Origin of the sequence: Nocardia jiangsuensis, assembly GCF_042650385.1 — a bacterium.
Taxonomy (GTDB): Bacteria; Actinomycetota; Actinomycetes; order Mycobacteriales; family Mycobacteriaceae; genus Nocardia; species Nocardia jiangsuensis.
In genome coordinates, this window is record NZ_JBHSAX010000004.1 from 24449 (window position 1) to 47361 (window position 22913).

Genomic DNA, 22913 nt, shown 5'->3' on the forward strand with positions numbered 1-22913 from the left:
GTGCGTGGTCGAGCCGTTGCGTCATCGAGCTTAGTCGCGCTCCGCGAGTGTGCCCGGTGTGAGGCCGCTGACAGCCGCGATCAGGGGAACAGCTTGACCGGGTTGACGATGTCGGCGGTGAGCGTGAGCACCATGTACGCGCCGCCGAGCACCACCGCCGCGTAGGTGAGCGGCAGCAGTTTGAGGTAGTCGACCGGGCCACCGGGCGCCAGCCCGCGCCAGGCGCGCAGCGAATTGCGCGCCTTCTCGTAGAGCACGACGGCCATGTGCCCGCCGTCCAGCGGAAGCAGCGGAAGCAGGTTGAAGGCGCCGAGGAAGAAGTTCAGGCTGGCCAGGACCAGGATGAAGATGCCCCAGAGCCCGCGCTCGGCGGTCTCGCCGCCGATCCGGCTGGCGCCGTAGACGCTGACCGGGGTCTCCGGATCGCGCTCGCCGCCGGTCACCGCGGTCCACAGCGCCGAGACCTTGGCCGGCATCTGGGCCAGCGACTCCAGGGTGCGCACGAACATGTCGCCGGTGAAGGCGAGCGAGGCGGGCACGGCGCCGAGCACGCCGTACTTCTGCGGCGGCTCGGCGCCGTAGGAGCCGACCCCGACCGCGCTGACCTCGCGCGGGTTCTGCCCGTTCTCGTCGTAGCGCACGGTGCGCTCCGGCGTCACCGGGACGGTGAGCGTCGCGCCGTCGCGCTCGATCGTGTAGTCGAAGGTGCCGGTCTGCTTCTGGGTCTCGCGCTGAAAGTCCTTCCAGGTACTCACCTCGACGCCGTTCACCGCGGTCACCACGTCGCCGCGCCGCAGCCCGGCGCGCTGTGCCGGGCCGGTGCCCGCGCACTCCTGCAGGCTGCCGTCCGGGTTGGCGGTGGCGACGCAGTTCATCGCGCCGAGCTTGGTCTCGACCGGGTCCAGCTGCGGCAGCCCCCAGCCGATCGCGAGCACCACCACGAGCAGGAAACCGAGCAGGAAGTTCATCGCGATGCCGCCGAACATCACCACCATGCGCTTCCAGGTGGCCTGCCGGTACATGGCCCGGTCCAGATCCTCCGGCGGCACCTCGTCCAGCGCCGTCATCCCGACGATGTCGCAGAAGCCGCCGAGCGGAAGCGCCTTGAGGCCGTACTCGGTCTCGCCGCGCTGGAAGGAGAAGACCTTCGGGCCGAAGCCGATGTAGTAGCGCCGCACCTTCATGCCGGTCGCCTGGGCCGCCCACATGTGGCCGCACTCGTGCAGCGCGACCGAGATCGTGATGCCGAGGGCGAACAGGGCGAAGCCCAACGCGAACACCATCTGAACTCCAGTCCTCCTGCGAATTCCGACCCCCGGCGCGGACGCCTGTGGTCAACAGTAGCGGTGCGGGACCGTACCAGCCCGAGCGATCAGGCCGATCGCCCGCGCACCGCGGCGGCGGCGAAGGAGCGCGCCCAGCCGTCGGCGGCGAGGACCTCGGCCAGCGAACCCGGCTCGGCCCGCCACTCCGCCGCGCCCTCGACCGCCTCGGTGACGATCCGCACGATCTCCGGGAAGCGGATCGCGCCGTCCAGGAAGGCCTGCACCGCGACCTCGTTGGCGGCGTTGTAGACCGCCGTCACGCTGCCGCCGAGCGTGCCCGCCCGGCGGGCCAGCTCGACCGCGGGGAAGACCGCGTCGTCCACCGGCTCGAAGGTCCAGGTGGCGGCGGTACCGAAGTCACAGGCCGCGGCGGCACCCGGGATCCGGTCCGGCCAGCCGAGCGCGAGCGCGATCGGCAGCTTCATGTCCGGCGGGCTGGCCTGCGCCAGCGTCGAGCCGTCGGTGAAGGTGACCATGGAGTGCACGATCGACTGCGGGTGCACGGTGACGTCGATCCGGTCGTACGGGATGCCGAAGAGCAGGTGCGTCTCGATCAGTTCCAGCCCCTTGTTCACCAGCGAGGCCGAGTTCAGCGTGTTCATCAGCCCCATCGCCCAGGTCGGGTGCGCCTTGGCCTCGGCCGGGTTGACGTTCTCCAGCATCTCGGCGGTCCAGCCGCGGAACGGCCCGCCGGAGGCGGTGAGCACCAGCCGATCCACCTCGCCGGCGCGGCCCCCGCGCAGGCACTGGGCGAGCGCCGAGTGCTCGGAGTCGACCGGGACGATCTGTCCGGGCGCGGCCGCACGGGTCACCAGCGAACCGCCCGCGACCAGCGACTCCTTGTTCGCCAGCGCGAGCCGGGTGCCGGATTCCAGCGTCGCCAGCGTCGGCTCCAGGCCGAGCGAGCCGACCAGCGCGTTCAGCACCACGTCGGCCTCGGTGCGGCGGACCAGTTCGGTCACCGCGGCGGGGCCTGCCAGCTCCAGGTCGAGCGTTCGCGCCGCGCGCGGATCGGCGACCGCGACATTGCGGGTACCGGTCGCGGTCATCTGCGCGGCCAGCAGCTCGGGGTTCCCGCCGCGGGCGGCGAGCCCGACCACCTCGAACCGGTCGGGGTTGGCGGCGATCACCTCCAGCGCCTGGGTTCCGATGGATCCGGTGCTGCCCAGCAGCAGGACTCTCACGATGTCGGACACCGCCCCATTGTGGCAGCCCTGCTGGCTACGACATGCGGTCGTATGTCACGATATCGGGCAGTAGCCGTATCCCCGCCAGAAGGAGCGATCGTGGCCGCCACGGAACTCGAACCCGCCGACAGCGAGCGCGCGGTCGTGCCCCACGTCGACACCGCCGACGTGCCGTCGGCCGCCTGGGGCTGGAGCGGTGAATCGCCGAAGACCTTCCGCATCGCGGGCTGGTTCGTCGCGCTCGCGCTGCTCGCCATGATCATCGGCAACCACAACGGCAGGGTCGAGGACATCTTCCTGGTCGGCTTCGCGCTCTCCATCGCGGGCCTGTTCATCTACGACGCGATCCTCCGGCGTCGGCCCAGGTAGTTCCGGGCCGGGAGGCCCACGATCCGTCGACGCGGACCTGCGGGCGACCGACCCGGCTCAGGCACACATCGCCCCGTGACCGTCGGCCCCGCGCTCAGCGACCGCGGCGGCGCCTCTGCTTCGGCGCGGGCGCGCGGGGGGTGGCGCGTTCGACCGGAGCCTTCTTCGACTGCGCCCGGCTCGTCTTCGCCGGTTCGGCGCGCGCCGATGGCGAGCGAGTGCTGCGGGCGGTCCGGCCGCGCACCACGCCGACGAACTCCTCGATCGGCTCGGTGGTCGCGCCGCTCGGCCAGGCCAGCGCCACCTCCGTGTCCGGCAGGTCGGTGACGGTCCGGTAGACCAGGTCGCGCCTGGCGTGCAGCCGCGCGATGGAGTGCGGCAGCACCGCGACGCCGACCCCCGCGGCCACCAGTTCCAGGATTCCGGCCGCGCCGTCGATGTCGGCCCCGTCGTGCCGCTGCCAACCGGCCAGATCCGCCTCGGCGATCTCCTCGTACGCCGCCACCGGGTGCTCCTTCGGCACCACCGCGACCGGCAACTCCCGATACAGCGGAATCACGCTCAGCCCGTCCCGCTCCACCGGCAGCCGCACGAAGCACATGTCGACCTCGCCCGCGCGCAGCGCCCGCTCCTGCTCGGCCTGGGTCAGCGGCACCGTCGCCAGCGGCACCCCGGGGAAGCGCTCGGCCCAGATCCGCTCCCACTTCGACACCGTCACCCCCGGCGCGAACCCGACCCGCAGCGACGCGGCCTCGGGCTCGGCCACCGGCTGCACGGGCTGCGCGAGCACCGCCCGCGCCTGTTCCCGGAGCGCCGCCCCCGCCTCGGTCAGCTCGGTCGGCTGCGCGCCGGGAACGAAGAGCCGCTCCCCCAGCTCCTGTTCCAGCTCGATCACCGTGCGGCTGAGCCGCTGCCTGGCGATGCCGAGCGCCCGCGCGGCGCGCGCGAAGTGCAGTTCGTCGGCGACCGCGACGAACTGCCGCAGCCGCTCGGGGTCGATCGAATCGGGGCTGCTCACCCGGGTGACAGTAGTGCACCGCCCCGGCGGATAGGATGCTCGGCGTGCCGAACCCGCAGACCATGAAACCGCTCACGGCCGCCGCCAAGCTGGGCATCTACCTGCCCGCCGCGCCGGAGGAGTTCCGCACCCACCCGATCACCCGCGAGGAGCTGACCGCGCTGCGCGAGGATCCGCCGGAGTGGCTGCGCGAGCTTCGCCGCACCGGCCCGTTCCCGCGCGACGTCGTCGCCCGCAAGCTCGGCGTCAGCAACAGCGGGCTGAGCCGCGCCGAGGTCTCCGACCACCTCACCGCCACCGAGATCGAGGCGCTGCTCGCCGACCCGCCGGAGTGGCTGCTGCGTGAGCGGGAGAACCTGCGCACGGTCCAGGCCGAGACCGCCAGGATCGATGAAGAGCGCGAGCGCAGGCGGGCGGCGAGCAACCGCCCGCAGAAGAACTACTAGTTCTCCGCGGCCAGCTGCCCGCAGGCGGCCGCGATCTCCTGGCCGCGGGTGTCGCGCACCGTGCACGGCACACCCTGCTCGTTCACCCGGCGCACGAATTCCCGCTCCACCGGCTTCGGGCTGGCATCCCACTCGCTGCCCGGAGTCGGGTTCAACGGGATCAGGTTCACATGCACCCGGGAGCCGAGCGCCCTGTGCAGTTTCTTGCCGAGCATGTCCGCGCGCCACGGCTGGTCGTTCACGTCCCGGATGAGCGCGTACTCGATCGAGATCCGGCGGCCGGTGGTGTCGGCGTAGTAGCGCGCGGCCTCCAGCACCTCCGCGATCGGCCAGCGGTTGTTCACCGGCACCAGGGTGTCGCGCAGTTCGTCGTCGGGGGTGTGCAGCGAGACGGCCAGCGTCACCGAGAGCCCCTCGTCGGCCAGCTTGCGGATGGCGGGGGCGAGCCCGACCGTGGAGACGACGACGCTGCGCTGCGAGATGCCGAACCCGTCCGGCGCGGGCGCGGTGATCCGGCGGACCGCCGCGACCACCCGCTTGTAGTTGGCCAGCGGCTCGCCCATCCCCATGAAGACGATGTTGGAGAGCCGCCCCTGGCCGCCCGCCACCTCACCGTCGCGCAGCGCGGCCGCGGCGGCGCGCACCTGGTCGACGATCTCGGCGGTGGAGAGGTTGCGGTCCAGCCCGCCCTGGCCGGTGGCGCAGAAGGGACAGGCCATGCCGCAGCCGGCCTGGCTGGAGATGCAGAGCGTGTTGCGGTCGGGGTAGCGCATGAGCACGCTCTCCACCAGCGTGCCGTCGCCCGCGCGGTAGAGCGTCTTGCGGGTGCTGCCGTCGTCGCAGGCGACGTGTTTGACCACGCTCAGCAGCGGCGGGAAGAGCGCATCGGCGATCTGCTCGCGCATCGGCGCCGGTAGATCGGTCATCAGGCTCGGGTCGGCCTGCAGCCGGGCGTAGTACTGCCTGGCGATCTGGTCGGCCCGGAACTTGGGCAGCCCGAGTTCGGCGACGGCGGCGCGCCTGCCCTCCGCGTCGAGATCGGCGAGATGCGTGCGCGGCATCCCGCGGCGCGGGGCATCGAAAACGAGCGGAAGGGAGGCGACCATAGTGCTATCAGTGTCCCATCCGCGCGTAATCGCGCTGGTAGCGGGTATCCCTGCGGCATGACCACCACGCCAGCACCCGAGCCGAATCCGCTGTCCGAGGCGACCGCCGATCCGCTCGGCGACGCCACGGGCACGCAGCCACGGGAGGTCTCCGCGCCGGTGCAGCGCAAGAAGGTCTCGGTCTCCTCGAAGACCGGCTACGCCTGGAGCGGCCTCGTCGCGGGCGCCGTCATCCTCATCGTGCTGCTGATCTTCATCCTGCAGAACCTGGATCAGGTGCCGGTGAGCCTCTTCTTCTGGGACTTCACCCTGCCGCTCGGCGTCACCGTGCTGCTCAGCGTGATCATCGGCGCACTGCTCATGTCGCTCGTCGGCGGGCTGCGCATCCTGCAGCTGCGCCGGCTGGCCAAGCACCCGCGCTGACTCCCCTACAGCAGCGCGGAGAGCACCAGCCAGGCGACGAACGCCGAGGGCAGCATGGAGTCCAGCCGGTCCATGATGCCGCCGTGCCCGGGCAGCAGCGTGCCCATGTCCTTGATGCCGAGTTCCCGCTTGATCTGCGACTCGATCAGGTCGCCGATGGTGGCGACGGTGACCAGCCCGACTCCGAGCACGACGCCGATCATGGAGTTCGCCTCCAGCAGCAGCGTCACCGTGAGCAGGCCGCCGATCACCGAGAAGAGCAGCGAGCCGCCGAACCCCTCCCAGGACTTCTTCGGGCTGATCGACGGCACCATCGGGTGCCGCCCGAACAGTACGCCCGCGACGTAGCCGCCGACATCCGAGCACACCACCAGGATCATGAAGGTGAGCACCCGCAGGTTGCCGTCCGGTTCCAGCAGCAGCAGCACCGAGAACGAGGCGAGCAGCGGGATCCAGGAGAGCGTGAAGACGGTGATCGCCGTGTCCCGCAGGAAGTTTCGCGGGGCGACGCTCAGGCCGTGATCGAACAGCCGCCACACCATGCAGACCAGCACAGTGCCCGCGAAGGCGCCCGCGACGCCGTTCGCGCCGAACGGCCAGCCGAGCCAGAACACCGCCTGCCCGCCGGCGATCAGCGGAATGCGCGGCACCAGGACGTCGGCCTCGCGCAGCCGCTTCGCCACCTCCCAGGTCGCGATGCCGATCGCGGTGCCCGCGACCAGGATGAAGACCTTGGGGACGAAGAGCAGGATGGCGATCAGCGAGAGCCCGAGGCCGAACCCGACGCCGAGCGCCGCCGGTAGGTTCCGGCCCGCCCGCGAGCTGCGCGCGGCCGCCGGAGCGGGCTCCGGCGGCGCGGCAGCGGGGGTCGGCGCGAAGACCGCCCCGGCAGGCGGAGGTTCTGTGCCCGGCGGCGTCGGCTCCTCGGCCGCAGCGGCTTTGTCGACCACGATCGTCCCGTCGCTCAACTCATCGTTCCCGTTCGTTCCCCGACCCCGTGGCGGACCCGCGATCGGATCTCAGACCTCGAGCAGTTCGGCTTCCTTGTGCTTGACCAGATCATCGATCTGGGCCACGTACCTGGCGGTGGTCTTGTCCAGTTCCTTCTCGGCCCTGCCGACCTCGTCCTCGCCCGCCTCGCCATCCTTCTGGATGCGGCCGAGTTCGTCCATCGCCTTGCGCCGCACGTTGCGGATGGCGACCTTGGCGTCCTCCCCCTTGCCCCTGGCCTGCTTCGCCAGCTCGCGGCGGCGCTCCTCGGTCAGCTGCGGGATGGAGATGCGGATGATGTCCCCGTTGTTGGTGGGGTTGACGCCGAGATCGGAGTTGCGGATGGCCGTCTCGATCGGGCCCATCTGACTCTTCTCGTAGGGCTTGATCACGACCATGCGCGGCTCCGGCACCGTGATGCTGGACATCTGGGTGATCGGCGTCAGGCTGCCGTAGTACTCGACGACGATCCGGTTGAACATGCCGGGGTTGGCGCGCCCGGTGCGGATGGAGCCGAGATCGTCCTTCGCCACCGAGACGGCCTTCTCCATCTTCTCCTCGGCGTCGAAGAGCGCTTCTTCAATCACGACCGTTTCCTCCACAGCATCGTCATTCCGGTTCCGCGGGCGAATACCGCGCGGGGTCGCGGTCTCAGGACCTGACCAATGTGCCGATCTTCTCACCGGCAACGGCCCGGGCGATATTGCCCTCGATCAGAAGATTGAACACCAGCATCGGCATCTGGTTGTCCATACACAGGCTGAAGGCCGTCGCGTCGGCCACCTTGAGCCCGCGTTCGATGACTTCCCGGTGCGTGATCTCGGTGTACAGCTCGGCATCGGCATCCAGCCGCGGATCGGCGCTGAAGACCCCGTCCACCGCCTTCGCCATGAGCACCACGTCGGCGCCGATCTCCAGCGCGCGCTGCGCCGCCGTCGTGTCGGTGGAGAAGTACGGCATGCCCATCCCGGCGCCGAAGATCACCACCCGGCCCTTCTCCAGGTGCCGCTTGGCGCGCAGCGGCAGGTAGGGCTCGGCGACCTGACCCATGGTGATCGCGGTCTGCACCCGGGTGTCCACCCCCTGCTTCTGCAGGAAGTCCTGCAGCGCAAGGCTGTTCATCACGGTGCCGAGCATGCCCATGTAGTCGGAGCGGGCACGCTCCATGCCGCGCTCCTCGAGCTCGGCGCCGCGGAAGAAGTTGCCGCCGCCGATCACCACGGCGACCTGCACGCCGGTGGCGACGACCTCCGCGATCTGCTCCGCCACGGTCAGCACCACGTCCGGGTCGAGCCCGACCCGGCCGCCGCCGAACATCTCGCCGCCCAATTTGAGCAGCACCCGGTCGTAGCCTGGGCGAGCGATCCCCGGGTCCGTCATCGGTGCTGATCTCCTTTGGAGCTGGTTCCGGCGCGGGCCGGAACATACTGGCTGCGGGCGCTCCGGGCGCGCCGACGTACCCGCTCGAGCGGGGAGGGCGACACACGGATGCCCCTATCCTGCCTCATGCCCGCGCGGGACGCCGAAGGCCCCCCGGGGAACACCGGGGGGCCTTCGGGTGCCTGGTGCGGCCGGGTCAGCTGGCGCCGACCTCGAACCGGGCGAACCGGGTCACGGTGACGCCGGCGTCGTCCAGCAGCGCCTTGACGGTCTTCTTCGAATCGGTGACGGAGGCCTGCTCGAGCAGCACCACGTCCTTGAAGAAGCCGTTCACGCGGCCCTCGGTGATCTTGGGCAGCGCCGCCTCCGGCTTGCCCTCCTCACGCGCGGTCTGCTCGGCGATGCGGCGCTCGTTCTCCACCAGATCGGCCGGGACCTCGTCGCGGGTCACGTACTTGGCCTTGAGCGCGGCCACCTGCATGGCGGCGGCACGCGCGGCCTCGGCGGCGGTGTCGCCCTCGCCCTCGTACTCGATCAGCACGCCGACGGCGGGCGGCAGATCCGAGGCCCGCTTGTGCAGGTAGGTGGCGACCGGGCCGTCCAGCGCGACGACGCGGCGCAGCTCCAGCTTCTCGCCGATCTTGGCGGCGAGCGCCTGCAGTGCCGCGTCGGCGGTCACGCCGTCGCCCAGGTCCACCGCCTTCAGTGCGTCCAGATCGGCGGGCTTGGCCGCGGCGGCGGCGGAGACGATCTTGTCCGCCAGCGCCTGGAACTCGGCGTTCTTGGCGACGAAGTCGGTCTCCGAGTTGATCTCGATCAGGACGCCGCCCTTGGCGGCGACCAGGCCCTCGGCGGTGGTGCGCTCGGCACGCTTGCCCACGTCCTTGGCGCCCTTGATGCGGAGCAGCTCGACGGCCTTGTCGAAATCGCCACCGGTCTCGACCAGGGCGTTCTTGCAGTCCATCATTCCGGAGCCGGTGAGCTCGCGGAGCCGCTTCACATCGGCAGCGGTGTAGTTCGCCATCGGTGGCGAGCCTCCTTCGAGAAAGGGTGTGAATACCGGTCAGCGGTGGTCACGGTGGCAGTTCGCCGTGACCACCGCTGGAACAGCAGGTAACGAGAGGGGCGATCAGGCCTCGGCGGGCGCCTCGGCCGGAGCTTCGGCAGCTGCCTCGGCCGCCGGGGCGGCCTCGGCGGGGGCGGCCTCGGCGGCGGGGGCGGCCTGCGCGAGCAGCTCCTGCTCCCACTCGGCCAGCGGCTCGCCCGCGCCCGCCTCGGGCTTGTCGTCACTCGCGGAGCCACCGGCCCGCGCCTGCACACCCTCCGCGACCGCGGAGGCGACGACCTTGGTCAGCAGCGCGGCGGAGCGGATCGCGTCGTCGTTGCCCGGGATCGGGTAATCGACCAGGTCGGGATCGCAGTTGGTATCCAGGATCGCGATGACCGGGATGTTCAGCTTGCGCGCCTCGCCGACGGCGATGTGCTCCTTGTTGGTGTCGACGACCCAGATGGCCGACGGCACCTTCGCCATGTCGCGGATACCGCCGAGGGTCCGGTCCAGCTTGTTCATCTCACGCGTGAGCATGAGGATTTCCTTTTTGGTGCGACCCTCGAAACCACCGGTCTGCTCCATCGCCTCGAGCTCCTTGAGGCGCTGCAGACGCTTGTGCACGGTGGAGAAGTTGGTCAGCATGCCGCCGAGCCAGCGCTGGTTCACGTAGGGCATGCCCACGCGGGTGGCCTCGGCCGCGATCGACTCCTGCGCCTGCTTCTTGGTACCGACGAAGAGCACGGTGCCGCCGTGGGCGACCGTCTCCTTGACGAACTCGTACGCCTTGTCGATGTAGGTCAGCGTCTGCTGCAGGTCGATGATGTAGATGCCGTTGCGGTCGGTGAAGATGAACCGCTTCATCTTCGGATTCCAGCGCCTGGTCTGGTGTCCGAAGTGCGCGCCGCTGTCGAGCAGCTGCTTCATGGTTACGACAGCCATAGCTCCCGTATCTCACTTTCGTTGCCGGTTGTCGCAACGGGTCGGTGACCCGCTGCCCTGGCGTCATCGAATCGCCGGCCCGCCGGTGAGGGCGGGACCAGCCGACGATTCCCCGTCTTCGAGGGCACCGATCGAGGCGAGCGAATATCCTGCGAAGAGGAGCTCTGTTCGAACAGCGCCGAGGCGACGGGCACGATGGCGCGCGAAGTCGGTCGATGCAATGCACGGACCGCTCGGCCAGTCTACGTCGCGGAACGTCCGGGAAGAAATCGCCCCCGGTGGTTTATCCCCAGGTGGCGGGTTGTCCACAATCGCGCGGCGAGGTCTCGCGGCGGCGGGGTGGTTTCGGCAGGGTCGGTTCCATGCCTCCCGCCACCGCCCGGACCCTGCTGTTCTCCGTAGTCATGGCCCTCGCCACCGCGCCCGTCGCCGGTGCCGCCCCGCCGCCCGGCACGTCCCCGCCCACCGGTGCCGTTCCGGGTGCTGCCGCGCCTGCCGATGCCGCTGCCGGGCCGGGCATGCTCACCGCCGAGCCGCGCTTCGACTGGCCGCTCCGGCCTCGCCCCACGGTTGCGCGCCGTTTCGACAATCCCGAGCACGACTGGCTACCCGGGCACCGCGGAGTCGACCTCGGCGGCGCGCCGGGCAGCCCGGTGCTCGCCCCCGGCGACGGCATCGTGGTCTTCGCGGGCACCGTGGCGGGCAAGCCGGTGGTCTCGCTCCGGCACGAAGGCGGCCTCCGCACCACCTACGAACCGGTCGAGGCCGGCGTCGCCGCCGGCGCCAGGGTCACCCGCGGCTCCCCCATCGGCACCCTCGCGGCCGGCCACGAGGGCTGCCCCGCCCCCGCCTGCCTGCACTGGGGCGCCCGCCGCGACCCGACGATCCGCAACCGGCCGCAGTACGTCGACCCGCTCGGCCTGCTCCGCCTCGCCCCCCTACGGCTGAAACCCCTGGTAGCGCCGTGATCCCTTCCCGCACCCCCGGCGGCCGGGCATGATCGCCCTATGCCCGACTCCCCCTTCACCTACCCCGATGTCGGCGCCACCCGTGGTCCGCTCCCCGCCGGCTACGACCACCTGGAGGTGCGCCGCGCCATCGCCAAGGGCGAGGACGAGTTCCGCCGCCTCGGTGACGCCGTGCTCGCCTACCGCATGCAGCGCGGCCTCGGCATCTTCCGCAGCGCCGACACCCCCGTCGCGCAGCCGGGCAGCCTCGTCACCGTCCGTCTCGGCGTCGGCCCGCTCGGCATCCCCGCCCCCTGCCGCGTCGTCTACGTCCTCGACGAGGCCGACCGCCGCGGCTTCGCCTACGGCACCCTCCCCGGCCATCCGGAGTCCGGCGAGGAACTCTTCACCGTCGAATACGACCGCCCCACCGACACCGTCTACGGCATCGTCACCGCCTTCTCCCGCCCCGCCGCCTGGTACACCCGCCTCGCCGGCCCCGTCGGCCGCCTGGCCCAGCGCACCGCGGCCTCGGCCTACCTGGCGACCCTCCGGCGCACCCCGGTCGAGTGGAAGTAGGGTCGGCGCCCGGGCCACTTCCCAGCGCGCACCTGCCGCGCTCCACATAGCCGGACCACCCGTAAGGATCCGCGCCACCCGGCTGCCGAAGGCTCCCGTGCAGCCGGACGACCGAGGAGCCGCACAGCCCCACCCCCGAGCAACCGTGCGGCCGGACCTCCGAGAAGCTACACGGCCGCACTTCCGAGAGCCGTGCGGCCGGATCTCCGAGAAGCCACACGGCCGCAGTACCGACGCGACGCGCGGCCGGACCGGTCTGCGCGACTTCGACTACGAAGAAGGCCCGCTCAGCCCGGTCTATCGAGCCGGGGCGATCAGCGTGATCAGCACGGCCAGGCAGCCGACCACGGCGACCACGCCGGTCGCGAGCACCATCGATCGAGCGGCCCCGCCGAACCGCCCGCGCCGGAGGTCTCGACCACGCCGGAATCCGGCGACCGCCAGGACGCCCATGGCGATCGCCGCCGCGCAGGGCACGACCGCTGCCGGCGCCCACCCCCGGTGCAGGGCCGCATTCGCGAGCAGGAGCGCGACGGCGGCCGCCCCGATCGCTGTTCGCCGCCACGCCAGCACCGTGCGCTCGATCGCCAGCCCGGTATCGCCCTCGCCCGCGGCGTCGTTCATTCGACCAGCACCGCGATAGCGGCGATGAGGGAGATGAACGCGATCCCGAACGCCAGGATCGGCACCATCACCGTCTCCGGAAGTGCCCGTCCGGCGTGCATCGCCCGGGTGACCTGCCGCCACCGCAGCAGCGCGCCCACGGCCAGCACGACGGCGAGCGCGACGCAGCTGACCGCGATCGCCCGCCGGATTCCGGTCACCAGGAACGGCTGCACCAGGGTGTGCACGGCGACGCCACCGGCCAGCAGACCGAGCGAGGTGCGGATCCAGGCCAGGAAGGTGCGCTCGTTCGCGAGGGTGAACCGGTAGTCGATTCCCGGCCCCGGCTCGTTCTCGACCTCGGCCACAGCATTCCCTTCATCGCCGCCGACTCGCCCGTACGAGCCGGATCACCTGCCGCGCGCAGTCGCGCCGACCCGATTTCCTCGGCCGCGCGAGCCGATCCACAGCCTCATCACTGCCCGGCTGCCCGGCTGCCCGGCTGCCCGGCTGCCCGGCTGCCCGGCTGCCCGCCTGCCCGCCTGCCCGCCTGCCCGGACGCTATCGCGCAATCGTGCGGCGATGCGTGGAACGCGCTCATGCCCGCGGGTGCGCCTGATCGTGCACTCTGCGCAGCCGCTCGATCGACACGTGCGTGTAGAGCTGCGTGGTCGCCAGGCTCGTGTGGCCGAGCAACTCCTGCACCACCCGCAGATCCGCGCCCCCCTCGAGCAGGTGGGTCGCGGCGGAGTGCCGCAGTCCGTGCGGCGCGACGTCCGGTGCGCCGGGGATGGCGGCGACCACCTCGTGCACCACGGTCCGAGCCTGCCGCTGGTCCAACCGCTTCCCGCGCCGTCCAAGCAGCAGTGCCCGCCCGGAGGACGGGACCGCGAGGGCGGGGCGCCCGTAGTGCAGCCAGTCGTCCAGCGCGGCGTCGGCGGGCTTGCCGAAGGGGGCGGACCGTTCCTTGTTCCCCTTGCCGAGCACTCGGAGCACGCGGCGTTCACGGTCGAGGTCGTCGAGGTCGAGCCCGCACAGCTCGCCGACCCGGATGCCGGTGGCGTAGAGCAGCTCCACGATCAGCCGGTCGCGCAGCGCCATCGGATCGCGCTGCGCCGCTCCCGATTCGGCGGCGTCCATCGCGGCGGCGGCATGCTCGGTGTTCAGCACCGCGGGCAAGGTGCGCGGCCGCTTCGGGGAAGCGAGCCGCAGTCCCGGGTCGGCGGCGAGCCGTCCCGTCGCTGTGAGCCACGCGGTGAAGGTCCGCGCCGAGGATGCTCGGCGCGCCATGGTGCTTCGCGCGACCCCCGACGACGACTGTTCCGCGAGCCAGGATCTGAGCAGCGCCAGATCCAGCTCACGCACGGCCGAGTCGGCGGCCCGCGCCACCAGGTGCGCGAGCAGCGAGCGCGCGTCCCCCACGTAGGCCCGCACGGTGTGCGCCGAACGATTGCGCCCCAGCGAAAGGTGCCGCTCATACTCGGCGAGCAGCGCGCACAGATCGTCGGGCAGGACCTCCATCCCCCTACCGTGGCGTGTCCCTCGCGCGTCCGCAAGAACCCGCGCCGGGCCGGCCGCGCAACGCCCACTACTCGCGGACGCGCGGCGGGAAAGGTGCCGGCGTGCCGCTCGTGTGGCGCGAAAGACCACGCCGTCCCCGCCGCGCGACCGCCACTGCTCGCGGATGCGCGGCGGAGGCGGGCGCGGTGGCCCGCGGACCCCCCGACGAGACTGCGGGCCACTCAGTTGCGCTTCGTCCGGTGCGTGCCGGAACCCTGCGACCCGACATCGTCGAGACGCAGGGGGCCGGCTTCGCTTATCACCTCCTCCACATCGGTGACGAGGACGGCTTCCCCCTCGCGGATCATGCGGTGACACCCGACCGAGAGGGCCGAGGTGATCGGCCCTGGGACGGCGAGGGTCGGCCGGCCGAGGCGACGACCCCACTTCACCGTGTTGCGGGCGCCGCTGCGAACTCCCGCCTCGGTGACGAGGACGGCGTCGGCGAGACCGGCGATCAGGCGGTTGCGGGCGAGAAAATGGTGGCGATGGGCCGTGATGCCCGGCGGGTATTCGCTGACGACCAGCCCGGTCTCCGCGATCTCGGCCAGCAGGCGGGCGTGCTGCAGCGGGTAGGGGCGGTCGAGGCCGCAGGCGAGGACGGCGACGGTGGTGCCGCCGACAGCGAGCGCGGCGCGGTGCGCGATCGCGTCGATGCCGTAAGCGGCGCCGGAGACGACGGTCCAGCCCCGCGCCGCGAGATCACCGGCGAGTTCGGTGGTCGCGTGCGCGCCGTAGCCGCTGGCGCAGCGGGTGCCGACCACGGCGACGGCCCGCTCGGTGCACGCGGTCAGCGACGCCGCACCGCGCACCCACAGCACCAGCGGCGCCGAGCCGTCGGGGTCGTCGATCAGCCGGGTGAGGCCGAGCATTCGCCAGGCCGGCCATTCGGGGTCGTCCGGCGTCACCACGCGGCCGCCGAGCCGGACGATCGCGGCGAGGTCGTCGGCGACCCGGTCCGCATCCCGGCGGGCCTCGGTCGGGCCGCGCAGCGCGTCGGGCAGGTCGTGTTCCCGCACGGCCCGCGCCGCCTCGATGACGCCGACGGCGTCGATGAGCGCGGCGAGCGGTGCGCACGGGCCGAGGACGACCCGGGAGAGGTAGACCCAGGCGAGGATGCGCTCCTCGGGGGTGCTCACGGCGTGCCCCACTGCCGGAAGCGCAGCGCGGCCAGGACGTCGTGCTCGGTGGGTTCGTCGCTGCGACGCAGATCACACAGCGTCCACGCGACCCGGAGGGCGCGGTCGGCGCCGCGGGCCGAGACCCGGCCTACGCGCATCGCCCGCTGCACCGGCGCCAACGTGTCGGCGGGCAGCGCCGAACGGCGGCGCAGCACGTGGCCGGGCACCTCGGCATTGGTCGACCACCCGTCGGCGCGCCAGCGCGCGGCCGCCCGCCCCTGGGCCTCGACGACCCGCGCCCTGACCTCCGCGCTGGATTCCGCGGGCCCGGCGCCGAAGGGGGCACTCTGCTCGCCGTCCATCCGGACCCAGAGGTCGATGCGGTCGATCAGCGGGCCGGAGAGTTTGCCGAGGTAGCGCCTGCGCGCAGCGGGCGTGCACCGGCAGTCGACATCCCGTGCCGGGGCACACGGGCACGGGTTCGCGGCGAGCACCAGTTGGAACCGGGCAGGGTAGCGCGCGACGCCGTCGCGCCGGGCCACCCTGATCTCGCCCTCCTCCAGCGGGAGCCGCAACGACTCCAGCACCCGTCCGCTGACCTCGGCGCACTCGTCGAGAAAGAGCACCCCGCGGTGGGCTCGGGAGACCGCGCCGGGGCGCGCCATGCCGGAGCCGCCGCCGATCATGGCGGTCACCGAGGTCGAGTGGTGCGGTGCGACGAACGGCGGGGTGGTGAGCAGGGCCGGTCGGCGGCGAGGTCGCCCGCCAGCGAGTGGATGGCGGTGACTTCGAGCGCCTCGGAATCGGTGAGCGGGGGCAGCAGGCTCGGCAGGCGCTGGGCCAGCATGGTCTTGCCGATGCCGGGCGGCCCGGTGAGCAGCAGGTGGTGCCCGCCCGCGGCGGCCACCTCGAGGGCGCGCCGCGCCTCCTGCTGGCCGGTCACCTCGCCCAGGTCGCCACCGGCGAACACCTGGGCGGGGCGGGTGCCGTCGGGTTCGGCGAGCACGCCGTCGCCGCGCAGCCAGGCGAGCAGGGTGCGCAGATCGGGGGCGCCGAGAACCTCGATGCCGTCGACGAGCCCCGCTTCGCCGAGGGCGGGCTCGGGCACCACCACCGTCGGCACTCCGGCCACCCGGGCCGCGAGCACGGCGGGCAGGATGCCGCGCACGGGGCGCACCCGACCGTCGAGGGCGAGCTCGCCGAGCAGCACGGTCTTCGCGAGCCGGTCGCCGGGGATGCTGCCGCCCGCGTGCAGCACCGCGATGGCGAGCGCCAGGTCGTAGACGCTGCCGAGCTTGGGCAGGGTGGCCGGGGAGAGCGCGAGGATGACGCGGCCCTCCGGCCACTTCTCGCCGGAATTGGTGACCGCGGCGCGGATGCGGTCGCGGGATTCCTGCAGTGCCGCATCGGGCAGCCCGACCAGGTGCACCGAGGGCAGCCCCTGCGCGATATCGGCCTCCACCTCGACCAACTGCCCGTCGACCCCGGCAACGGCGACGGAGTGCGCGCGTCCGAGTGCCATCAGAACACCGACTGCAGGTGGTCGACGACGGGCTGGTGGCCGCGCTGCAGCAGCACCGACACCACGTCGAAGCGCAGCCGCCGCCACGGCCGCTCCTGCTCGGCCAGCCAGAGCAGGGCCAACCGCCGGATGCGCTGCCGCTTGGCGAAGGTGACCGCCTCGGCGGGGACGCCGAAGCCGAGCCCGGTGCGGGTCTTCACCTCGACGAAGGCGGTGAGCTCCGGCGTGCAGGCGATGAGGTCGAGTTCGCCGTAGCGGCAGCGCCAGTTGCGGGCGACGATCTCCATGCCCGCGGTTTCCAGGTAGCGGGCGGCGAGTTCTTCGCCGTACGCGCCGAGGGTGCGGCGATCCGCGCCGTTGGCCGGGCGCGGCACCGTGGCCGCGATGGCCGCGAGCGAGTGCGGGGAGAGCGGACTGTCACCTGCCAGAGTTTCGTTGGTCACGTCAGCAAGCCTGACGTGTCCGCTGCCCCTCCCCTCCGCGTCGACCTGGGGAAACAGATTCCCTGTGGATCAGCGCGCCCCTGTGGACAACCGCGGGCTACTCGGGCAGCCGCAGGTCGGGTTTCTCCAGCTCCTCGATGTTCACGTCCTTGAACGTGATCACGCGGACGTGTTTGACGAAGCGCGCGGGACGGTACATGTCCCAGACCCAGGCGTCGCTCATCCGCACCTCGAAGTACACCTCGCCATCGGCGTTCTGCGGCCGCAGCTCGACCGAATTGGCCAGGTAGAAGCGCCGCTCCGTCTCCACCACGTACGAGAACTGGCCGACGATGTCCTTGTACTCGCGGTACAGCGAGAGCTCCATCTCGGTTTCGTACTTCTCGAGGTCCTCGGCACTCATCGGGTGGGACGTCCTCCTTCTCGCCGCAGTGCGTCGTCGGGGGTAATCATCGCGCATGCGCAGGCGCGGCAGCCATCCGGAGGCCCTCCTCGGCTGTCGCGGGCCCCGGCTCGCCGAGTTCGCGCACGTTCTTCCAGCTCCGCCGGTGTTCGCTGCACGGCCCGATGCGCTGCAGCGCCTCGAGGTGCTCGGGGGTGTTGTAGCCCTTGTGCGCGGCGAAGCCGTAGCCGGGGAAGCGCCCGTCCAGTTCGGTCATGATCCGGTCGCGGGTGACCTTGGCCAGGATGCTGGCGGCGGCGATGCAGGCGGCGGCGGCGTCGCCGCCGATCACCGGCAGCGACGGTACCGGGATGCCCGGCACCCGGAATCCGTCGGTGAGCACGTACCCGGGGGTGTGAGCCAGCCCGGCGACGGCCCGGCGCATGCCCTCGATATTGGCGACGTGGACGCCGATGGCGTCCACCTCCCAGGCGGGCACGGTGACCACCGTCCAGCTCAGCGCGAGCCGGGTGATCACCGGGTACAGCTCCTCGCGGGCGGCCTCGGTGAGCTTCTTGGAGTCGTCGAGGCCGGCCAGCCGGTCGTAGGCCCTCTGCGGAAGCAGGCAGGCGGCGACGACGAGCGGGCCCGCGCACGGGCCGCGCCCCGCCTCGTCGACGCCTGCCACCGGGCCGAGGCCGCTGCGGATCAGCGCGGCCTCCAGCGTGCGCAGCCCGCCGGCCGGACGCATGACGACGCGCGGCGGCCACTTCCCGGATCGGATCACTGAACTCTGCACCATGTCGATTATGCTGCGGCCACCGACATTTCGGCCGGCCGGCTCATTCCGCCTGCGGATCCTCCGCGCTCACCGGGCCCATCCGGCCGGGCGGCCAGATCTTGAAGACGGTCATGCCGCGCACATTGTCGACCGGCACCGTGCCCTGCAGTTCGTCGCCGACGTGCGCGCGCGAATCCGCCGACTCGTTGCGGTTGTCGCCCATCACCCACAGGTGCCCCTCCGGCACGGTGACCGGCCCGAACACCCGGCCCGCCGGGTAGACGGCGTTGGCCTGGCCCTGGCGCCACGGAAAGTCGTCCTCGACGTACGGCTCGTCCAGCGGCTTGCCGTCCACGGTGACCCTGCCCTGCGCGTCGCAGCACTGCACGGTCTGGCCACCGACCGCGATCACCCGCTTCACCAGGTCGTTCTCGTCAGGTGGGACCAGCCCGAACCAGGAGAAGAAATTCTGCACGCCGCGCACCATCGCGTTGTCCGAGCGGATCGACCGGTAGTTGGTGTTCCAGCTCGGCGGGCCGACGAAGACGACGACGTCGCCCGGCTCCGGATCGGAGGTGAAGTAACTGATCTTCTGCACGTAGATGCGGTCGCCGATGGCCAGCGTGGGATCCATCGACTGCGACGGGATGACGTACGGGCGCCCCACGAAGGAGACCATGAGCGCGGCGATCACGGCCGCGATGACGATCAGGACCGGCAGCTCCTGCCAGAACGGCCGCTGCTTGCGCTGCTGCTGCCTGCGCCGCGACGCCCGGCCGCCCGCCCCCGACCTGCCCTCGCCCGCTCCGGACACGCCCACCGAACCGCTTTCGTCTGCCACGCCGAACAGAGTAGCCGTCCACCGCGAGTCGACCGCACACACTTCGGCCCGGCACCGCGAACGAATCGGGTGCCGGGCCGAAGGGAATTTCAGCGCGGAGCGCGCGAGCGCGCCCCGGCGGGGAAGCTCAGCGCTTCTCCTTGATCTTGGCGGCCTTGCCGCGCAGGTCGCGCAGGTAGTACAGCTTCGCCCGGCGGACATCGCCGCGGGTGACCACGTCGATGTGATCGATATTGGGGCTGTGCACCGGGAAGGTGCGCTCCACGCCGACACCGAACGACACCTTGCGCACGGTGAAGGTCTCGCGGATGCCGCCGCCCTGACGGCGGATCACGACGCCCTTGAAGACCTGGATGCGCTCCTTGGAGCCCTCGATGACCTTCACGTGCACGTTCAGCGTATCGCCCGGGCGGAAGGCCGGGACGTCGCTGCGCAGCGACTTCTCGTCGACGAAGTCAAGGGTGTTCATTTTCGTCCTTAACGGTTCATGGTGGAACAGAGGACCCTGGCGGCACTGGTGTGCTCGGCCGGTTCGTGCTCGGTACAAGGGATGCCGGAGCCGGGAAACGGCCCGGGGCAACCCGAACAGTGTGCCAGACGAGCTGGTCCACGCTGAAATCGGGGTCGATCAGCTCTTCCCGGCCGGCTCGCCGGGCTGGGGGTGCCGGTGCTGCGCGGCGGGCGCGGGCACCACCTTGCGGGCCAGTTCCTCCTCGGCCGCGGTGCGTACGTGGTCGACGTCGGGCTTCCCGGCCACCAGGTCCTGCACGAAGATCTTGGCCCGGATCACCGGACGCCGATAGCGCCGCTCGCGGACGACGGCGCGGGCCATCAGCCGGCGCCGCCGGTCCGCGTAGCGCCAGCGAGCCCACGGCGCGCCCGGCCTGCTCAGCCGCAGCGCCCCGACCACGAGCAGCGGCAGGAAGAACATGCCGAAGAGCCCGGTCCAGATCTTGCCCTTGGCGATCACGATCGCCGCGAGCACCAGGTTCACCAGCGCGAAGACCGCGACGACGACACGGACGGCGATGCCGGGATCGGCGCGGAAGTCGTTGATCTCCAGCAGCCACAGCGGGTGGAAGCCGAGCAGTAGCAGGCCGGTGACGGCGATCGCGACGAACACCGCGTCCACCGAGGTGCGGCCCTGCTTCTCCCAGTACACGTCGCGCAGGTAGAAGATCAGCGCGAACTCGTCGAGTACCAGCGCCGCGCCCACCCCGAAGGCCGCGGCGAGCAGTGCCGCGGTGGAGCGGCTCGACGTCTCGGTGGTGGCCACCATGCCGATCCCGGAGGCCAGCACCAGCACCACGCCGAACACCATGTGGTGGATGTGGGTGTCGCCCGCCCTGATGTTCCCCGGCCACCAGCGCACCTCGGCCCGGATCATCCGGACGCTGACCCGGATGATCACGAACCCGACGATGAAGCCGAGCAGGAAGCACAGCAGCGGCAACCGGCCCTGCGCGATCACGTCCTGCTCGAGCCACCGCCGCAACACCGCGCCCCCTCTCGGTCTACTTGCCGAGCCCCGCTCGGCGCAGGGCGTCGGCCATGGCGCCGTTCGCCGGAGCGGGGCGGCGCTGCTGCTGCTGGCCCTGTTTGGCCTGGCCGCGCCCGTCGCCCTGCGGCTTCCCCTGTCCATTCTGCCTGGGTTTGCCGCCGCCCCGGTTGCGATCGCGCTGACCGCCGCGCTCCTCGCGCCCGGCCGGTTTGCCCGGTTCGTCGTCCAGCCGGAGCGAGAGGCCGATGCGCTGCCTGGCCACGTCCACCTCGAGCACCTTGACCTTCACCACGTCGCCGGACTTCACCACACTGCGCGGATCGTCGACGAAGCTGCGCGACATGGCCGAGACGTGCACCAGGCCGTCCTGGTGCACCCCGACGTCGACGAAGGCGCCGAAGGCGGCGACATTGGTGACCACGCCCTCCAGCACCATGCCCGGCTCCAGGTCGGCGACCTTCTCCACCCCGGCGGCGAACTCGGCGGTCTTGAACTCCGGGCGCGGGTCGCGACCCGGCTTCTCCAGCTCGGCGATGATGTCGGTGACCGTCGGGACGCCGAAGCGCTCGTCGGTGAAGTCGCCCGGCCGCAGCGCGCGCAGCACGGCCGGGTTGCCGATGACCTCGGCGATGCCGCTGCCGGTGGAGTCCAGGATTCGGCGAACCACCGGGTACGCCTCGGGGTGCACGGCGGAGGTGTCGAGCGGGTCGGCGCCGCCGCGGATGCGGAGGAAGCCCGCACACTGCTCGAAGGCCTTCGGGCCGAGCCGGGGCACCTGTTTGAGCGCGGCGCGGCTGTCGAACGGGCCGTGCTGGTCGCGGTGCGCGACGATGCTCTCGGCGACCGTGCCGCTGATGCCGGAGACCCGGGCGAGCAGCGGCACCGACGCGGTGTTCACGTCGACGCCGACCGCGTTCACCGCGTCCTCGACCACCACACCGAGCGAGCGGGCCAGCAGGGTCTCGGAGACGTCGTGCTGGTACTGCCCGACCCCGATCGACTTCGGATCGATCTTCACCAGCTCGGCCAACGGATCCTGCAGCCGGCGCGCGATGGAAACCGCCCCGCGCAGCGAGACGTCCATGTCCGGCAGCTCCTGCGAGGCGTAGGCCGAGGCGGAGTACACCGAGGCGCCCGCCTCGGAGACCACGATCTTGGTCGGCTTGTTCTCCGGGATCCGGGAGATCAGCTCGACGGCGAGCGCATCGGTCTCGCGGGAGGCGGTGCCGTTGCCGATCGCGATCAGTTCGACACCGAACCTGGCGACCAGCGCGGCCAGCACGGCCAGCGACTTCTCGGTCTGCCCCTGCGGCTTGTGCGGGTAGATGACCTCGGTGGCGACCACCTTGCCGGTCGCGTCGACCACGGCCACCTTGACGCCGGTGCGGTACCCCGGATCCAGCCCCATGGTGGTGCGGGTGCCCGCGGGGGCGGCGAGCAGCAGGTCGCGCAGGTTGGCGGCGAAGATGTCGACCGCGTCCTTCTCGGCGGCCTGCCGCAGCCGCATCCTGGTGTCGATGCCCAGGCTCACCTGGAGCTTGGTGCGCCAGGCCCAGCGCACGGTGTCCAGCAGCCAGCCGTCGGCGGCGCGGCCGCGATCGGCGATATCGAAGCGGGTGGCGATGCGGCCCTCGTAGACGGTGCGCTCGCCGGGCGCCGGCTCCTCGGTGTCCGGCTCCAGCTTCAGCGTGAGGATTTCCTCCTTCTCCCCGCGGAGCAGCGCGAGAATGCGGTGCGACGGCAGCGATTCGAAGGCCTCGGCGAACTCGAAGTAGTCGGCGAACTTGGCGCCCGCCTCCTCCTTGCCGGGGCGGACTGCCGCACTGACCCGGCCGCGCTTCCACATGAGCTCGCGCAGCTCGCCGACCAGGTCGGCGTCCTCGGCGAAGCGCTCGACCAGGATGGCGCGGGCGCCGTCCAGCTGCTCGGCGGTGTAGCCGGCCGGGTCGGTGGCGGGGTCGCCGATCAGGGCGTCGGCGACCGGCTCGTGTCCGGCCTCGCGCGCGATCTGCGCCTTGGTGCGCCGCTTCGGCTTGTACGGGAGGTAGATGTCCTCCAACCTGGCCTTGGTATCGGCGAGCAGCAGCTGCCGGTGCAGCTCGTCATCGAGTTTGCCCTGGCCACGAATGGATTCCAGGACGGCAGCGCGGCGCTCGTCCAGCTCGCGCAGGTAGTGCAGCCGCTCCTCCAGCGTGCGCAGCTGCGCGTCGTCCAGCCCCTCGGTGACCTCCTTGCGGTACCTGGCGACGAAGGGGACGGTGGCGCCGCCGTCGAGCAGCTCGACGGCGGCGCGCACCTGACTCTCCCGGACGCCGAGCTCCTCGGCGATACGGCGGTCGACGCTGGGCACACCGGTGCGGGGCGGAGCGGAACTCTCGGGCACTGTCGTCACGAGGCGC

At 71.6% G+C, this 22913-nt stretch carries 26 protein-coding genes and 1 pseudogene; 5 read left to right on the plus strand and 22 right to left on the minus strand.

Features of this window, described 5'->3' with window-relative positions; translation table 11 throughout:
• Positions 1–80: 80 nt before the first annotated feature.
• Both ACFO0B_RS03895 and dxr read right to left on the minus strand, forming a co-directional pair.
• Positions 81–1283 carry a M50 family metallopeptidase gene (locus tag ACFO0B_RS03895; protein ID WP_378610894.1) on the minus strand — a complete coding sequence of 401 codons (1203 nt, stop codon included), beginning with the start codon at positions 1281–1283 and terminating at the stop codon, positions 81–83.
• A gap of 89 nt (positions 1284–1372) precedes the next feature.
• Entirely contained in the window at positions 1373–2521 is a 1149-nt protein-coding gene (gene dxr, locus ACFO0B_RS03900) for a 1-deoxy-D-xylulose-5-phosphate reductoisomerase (RefSeq protein WP_378610895.1), read from the minus strand.
• A gap of 90 nt (positions 2522–2611) precedes the next feature.
• Here dxr and ACFO0B_RS03905 point away from each other — a divergent pair, with 90 nt between their 5' ends.
• Positions 2612–2881 (plus strand): DUF2631 domain-containing protein, encoded by a 270-nt coding sequence (locus ACFO0B_RS03905; RefSeq protein ID WP_378610896.1) that lies wholly within the window; start codon positions 2612–2614, stop codon positions 2879–2881.
• Positions 2882–2975: 94 nt separating this feature from the next.
• On the opposite strand, the gene ACFO0B_RS03910 is transcribed toward ACFO0B_RS03905, so the two are convergent.
• Complete coding sequence (locus ACFO0B_RS03910) at positions 2976–3899, minus strand: LysR family transcriptional regulator (protein ID WP_378610897.1); 924 nt, start codon at positions 3897–3899, stop codon at positions 2976–2978.
• A 35-nt stretch (positions 3900–3934) separates the two neighbouring features.
• Between ACFO0B_RS03910 and ACFO0B_RS03915 the strand changes: the two genes are divergently transcribed.
• A complete protein-coding gene (locus ACFO0B_RS03915; protein WP_378610898.1) occupies positions 3935–4345 on the plus strand; it encodes a DUF5997 family protein in 411 nt (136 codons plus the stop codon).
• On the opposite strand, the gene rlmN is transcribed toward ACFO0B_RS03915, so the two are convergent.
• On the minus strand, positions 4342–5451 hold the full coding sequence (gene rlmN, locus ACFO0B_RS03920) for a 23S rRNA (adenine(2503)-C(2))-methyltransferase RlmN (RefSeq protein ID WP_378610899.1): 1110 nt from the start codon (positions 5449–5451) through the stop codon (positions 4342–4344). The two genes, ACFO0B_RS03915 and rlmN, sit on opposite strands and share 4 nt — an antisense overlap.
• Positions 5452–5508: 57 nt before the next feature.
• Here rlmN and ACFO0B_RS03925 point away from each other — a divergent pair, with 57 nt between their 5' ends.
• Positions 5509–5874 carry a LapA family protein gene (locus tag ACFO0B_RS03925; RefSeq protein ID WP_378610900.1) on the plus strand — a complete coding sequence of 122 codons (366 nt, stop codon included), beginning with the start codon at positions 5509–5511 and terminating at the stop codon, positions 5872–5874.
• 5 nt (positions 5875–5879) lie between these two features.
• Here the strand turns inward: ACFO0B_RS03925 and ACFO0B_RS03930 are convergent, their stop codons facing one another.
• From ACFO0B_RS03930 to rpsB, 5 genes are all read right to left on the minus strand, one after another.
• On the minus strand, positions 5880–6842 hold the full coding sequence (locus ACFO0B_RS03930; protein WP_378610901.1) for a phosphatidate cytidylyltransferase: 963 nt from the start codon (positions 6840–6842) through the stop codon (positions 5880–5882).
• 51 nt (positions 6843–6893) lie between these two features.
• Positions 6894–7451, minus strand: a complete 558-nt coding sequence (gene frr / locus ACFO0B_RS03935; RefSeq protein WP_378610902.1) for a ribosome recycling factor — start codon at positions 7449–7451, stop codon at positions 6894–6896.
• A 64-nt stretch (positions 7452–7515) separates the two neighbouring features.
• Positions 7516–8244, minus strand: coding sequence for a UMP kinase (gene pyrH / locus ACFO0B_RS03940; protein WP_378610903.1), 729 nt, complete (start codon positions 8242–8244; stop codon positions 7516–7518).
• 196 nt (positions 8245–8440) lie between these two features.
• Positions 8441–9268, minus strand: coding sequence for a translation elongation factor Ts (tsf, locus tag ACFO0B_RS03945; protein ID WP_378610904.1), 828 nt, complete (start codon positions 9266–9268; stop codon positions 8441–8443).
• 105 nt (positions 9269–9373) lie between these two features.
• Positions 9374–10234 carry a 30S ribosomal protein S2 gene (gene rpsB, locus ACFO0B_RS03950; protein ID WP_378610905.1) on the minus strand — a complete coding sequence of 287 codons (861 nt, stop codon included), beginning with the start codon at positions 10232–10234 and terminating at the stop codon, positions 9374–9376.
• A gap of 362 nt (positions 10235–10596) precedes the next feature.
• Here rpsB and ACFO0B_RS03955 point away from each other — a divergent pair, with 362 nt between their 5' ends.
• Positions 10597–11202, plus strand: a complete 606-nt coding sequence (locus ACFO0B_RS03955) for a M23 family metallopeptidase (RefSeq protein ID WP_378610906.1) — start codon at positions 10597–10599, stop codon at positions 11200–11202.
• Positions 11203–11241: 39 nt separating this feature from the next.
• Positions 11242–11760 carry a DUF1990 family protein gene (locus ACFO0B_RS03960; RefSeq protein WP_378610907.1) on the plus strand — a complete coding sequence of 173 codons (519 nt, stop codon included), beginning with the start codon at positions 11242–11244 and terminating at the stop codon, positions 11758–11760.
• Positions 11761–12057: 297 nt separating this feature from the next.
• Here the strand turns inward: ACFO0B_RS03960 and ACFO0B_RS03965 are convergent, their stop codons facing one another.
• The 13 genes and pseudogenes from ACFO0B_RS03965 to ACFO0B_RS04025 all read right to left on the minus strand — a co-directional run bounded on the left by ACFO0B_RS03965 (position 12058) and on the right by ACFO0B_RS04025 (position 22906).
• Positions 12058–12384 carry a DUF202 domain-containing protein gene (locus ACFO0B_RS03965; RefSeq protein WP_378610908.1) on the minus strand — a complete coding sequence of 109 codons (327 nt, stop codon included), beginning with the start codon at positions 12382–12384 and terminating at the stop codon, positions 12058–12060.
• The gene (locus ACFO0B_RS03970) at positions 12381–12731 is read right to left on the minus strand and encodes a YidH family protein (protein ID WP_378610909.1); all 351 of its coding nucleotides are present in this window, start codon (positions 12729–12731) and stop codon (positions 12381–12383) included. Before ACFO0B_RS03970 ends, ACFO0B_RS03965 begins: the two co-directional genes overlap by 4 nt.
• Before the next feature lie 107 nt (positions 12732–12838).
• On the minus strand, positions 12839–12964 hold the full coding sequence (locus tag ACFO0B_RS03975) for a hypothetical protein (protein WP_378610910.1): 126 nt from the start codon (positions 12962–12964) through the stop codon (positions 12839–12841).
• Positions 12961–13884, minus strand: coding sequence for a tyrosine recombinase XerC (locus ACFO0B_RS03980; RefSeq protein ID WP_378610911.1), 924 nt, complete (start codon positions 13882–13884; stop codon positions 12961–12963). Before ACFO0B_RS03980 ends, ACFO0B_RS03975 begins: the two co-directional genes overlap by 4 nt.
• 221 nt (positions 13885–14105) lie before the next feature.
• A complete protein-coding gene (gene dprA / locus ACFO0B_RS03985) occupies positions 14106–15062 on the minus strand; it encodes a DNA-processing protein DprA (protein WP_378610912.1) in 957 nt (318 codons plus the stop codon).
• Positions 15059–16566, minus strand: a pseudogene (locus tag ACFO0B_RS03990) (YifB family Mg chelatase-like AAA ATPase). Before ACFO0B_RS03990 ends, dprA begins: the two are co-directional and overlap by 4 nt.
• Complete coding sequence (locus ACFO0B_RS03995) at positions 16566–16940, minus strand: YraN family protein (protein ID WP_378611128.1); 375 nt, start codon at positions 16938–16940, stop codon at positions 16566–16568. The pseudogene ACFO0B_RS03990 and the gene ACFO0B_RS03995 overlap by 1 nt, the downstream one beginning before the upstream one ends.
• A 166-nt stretch (positions 16941–17106) precedes the next feature.
• Positions 17107–17412, minus strand: coding sequence for a DUF2469 domain-containing protein (locus ACFO0B_RS04000; RefSeq protein WP_011210678.1), 306 nt, complete (start codon positions 17410–17412; stop codon positions 17107–17109).
• Positions 17413–17458: 46 nt separating this feature from the next.
• Positions 17459–18193, minus strand: coding sequence for a ribonuclease HII (locus ACFO0B_RS04005; protein WP_378610913.1), 735 nt, complete (start codon positions 18191–18193; stop codon positions 17459–17461).
• A 40-nt stretch (positions 18194–18233) separates the two neighbouring features.
• Positions 18234–19013, minus strand: a complete 780-nt coding sequence (lepB, locus tag ACFO0B_RS04010) for a signal peptidase I (RefSeq protein WP_378610914.1) — start codon at positions 19011–19013, stop codon at positions 18234–18236.
• Positions 19014–19140: 127 nt separating this feature from the next.
• Positions 19141–19482: a 50S ribosomal protein L19 gene (rplS, locus tag ACFO0B_RS04015; RefSeq protein WP_067658757.1), complete on the minus strand. Its 342-nt coding sequence runs from the start codon at positions 19480–19482 to the stop codon at positions 19141–19143.
• Positions 19483–19641: 159 nt separating this feature from the next.
• The gene (locus ACFO0B_RS04020; RefSeq protein ID WP_378611129.1) at positions 19642–20508 is read right to left on the minus strand and encodes a hypothetical protein; all 867 of its coding nucleotides are present in this window, start codon (positions 20506–20508) and stop codon (positions 19642–19644) included.
• 19 nt (positions 20509–20527) lie between these two features.
• Positions 20528–22906 (minus strand): Tex family protein, encoded by a 2379-nt coding sequence (locus ACFO0B_RS04025; RefSeq protein ID WP_378610915.1) that lies wholly within the window; start codon positions 22904–22906, stop codon positions 20528–20530.
• Positions 22907–22913 lie beyond the last annotated feature (7 nt).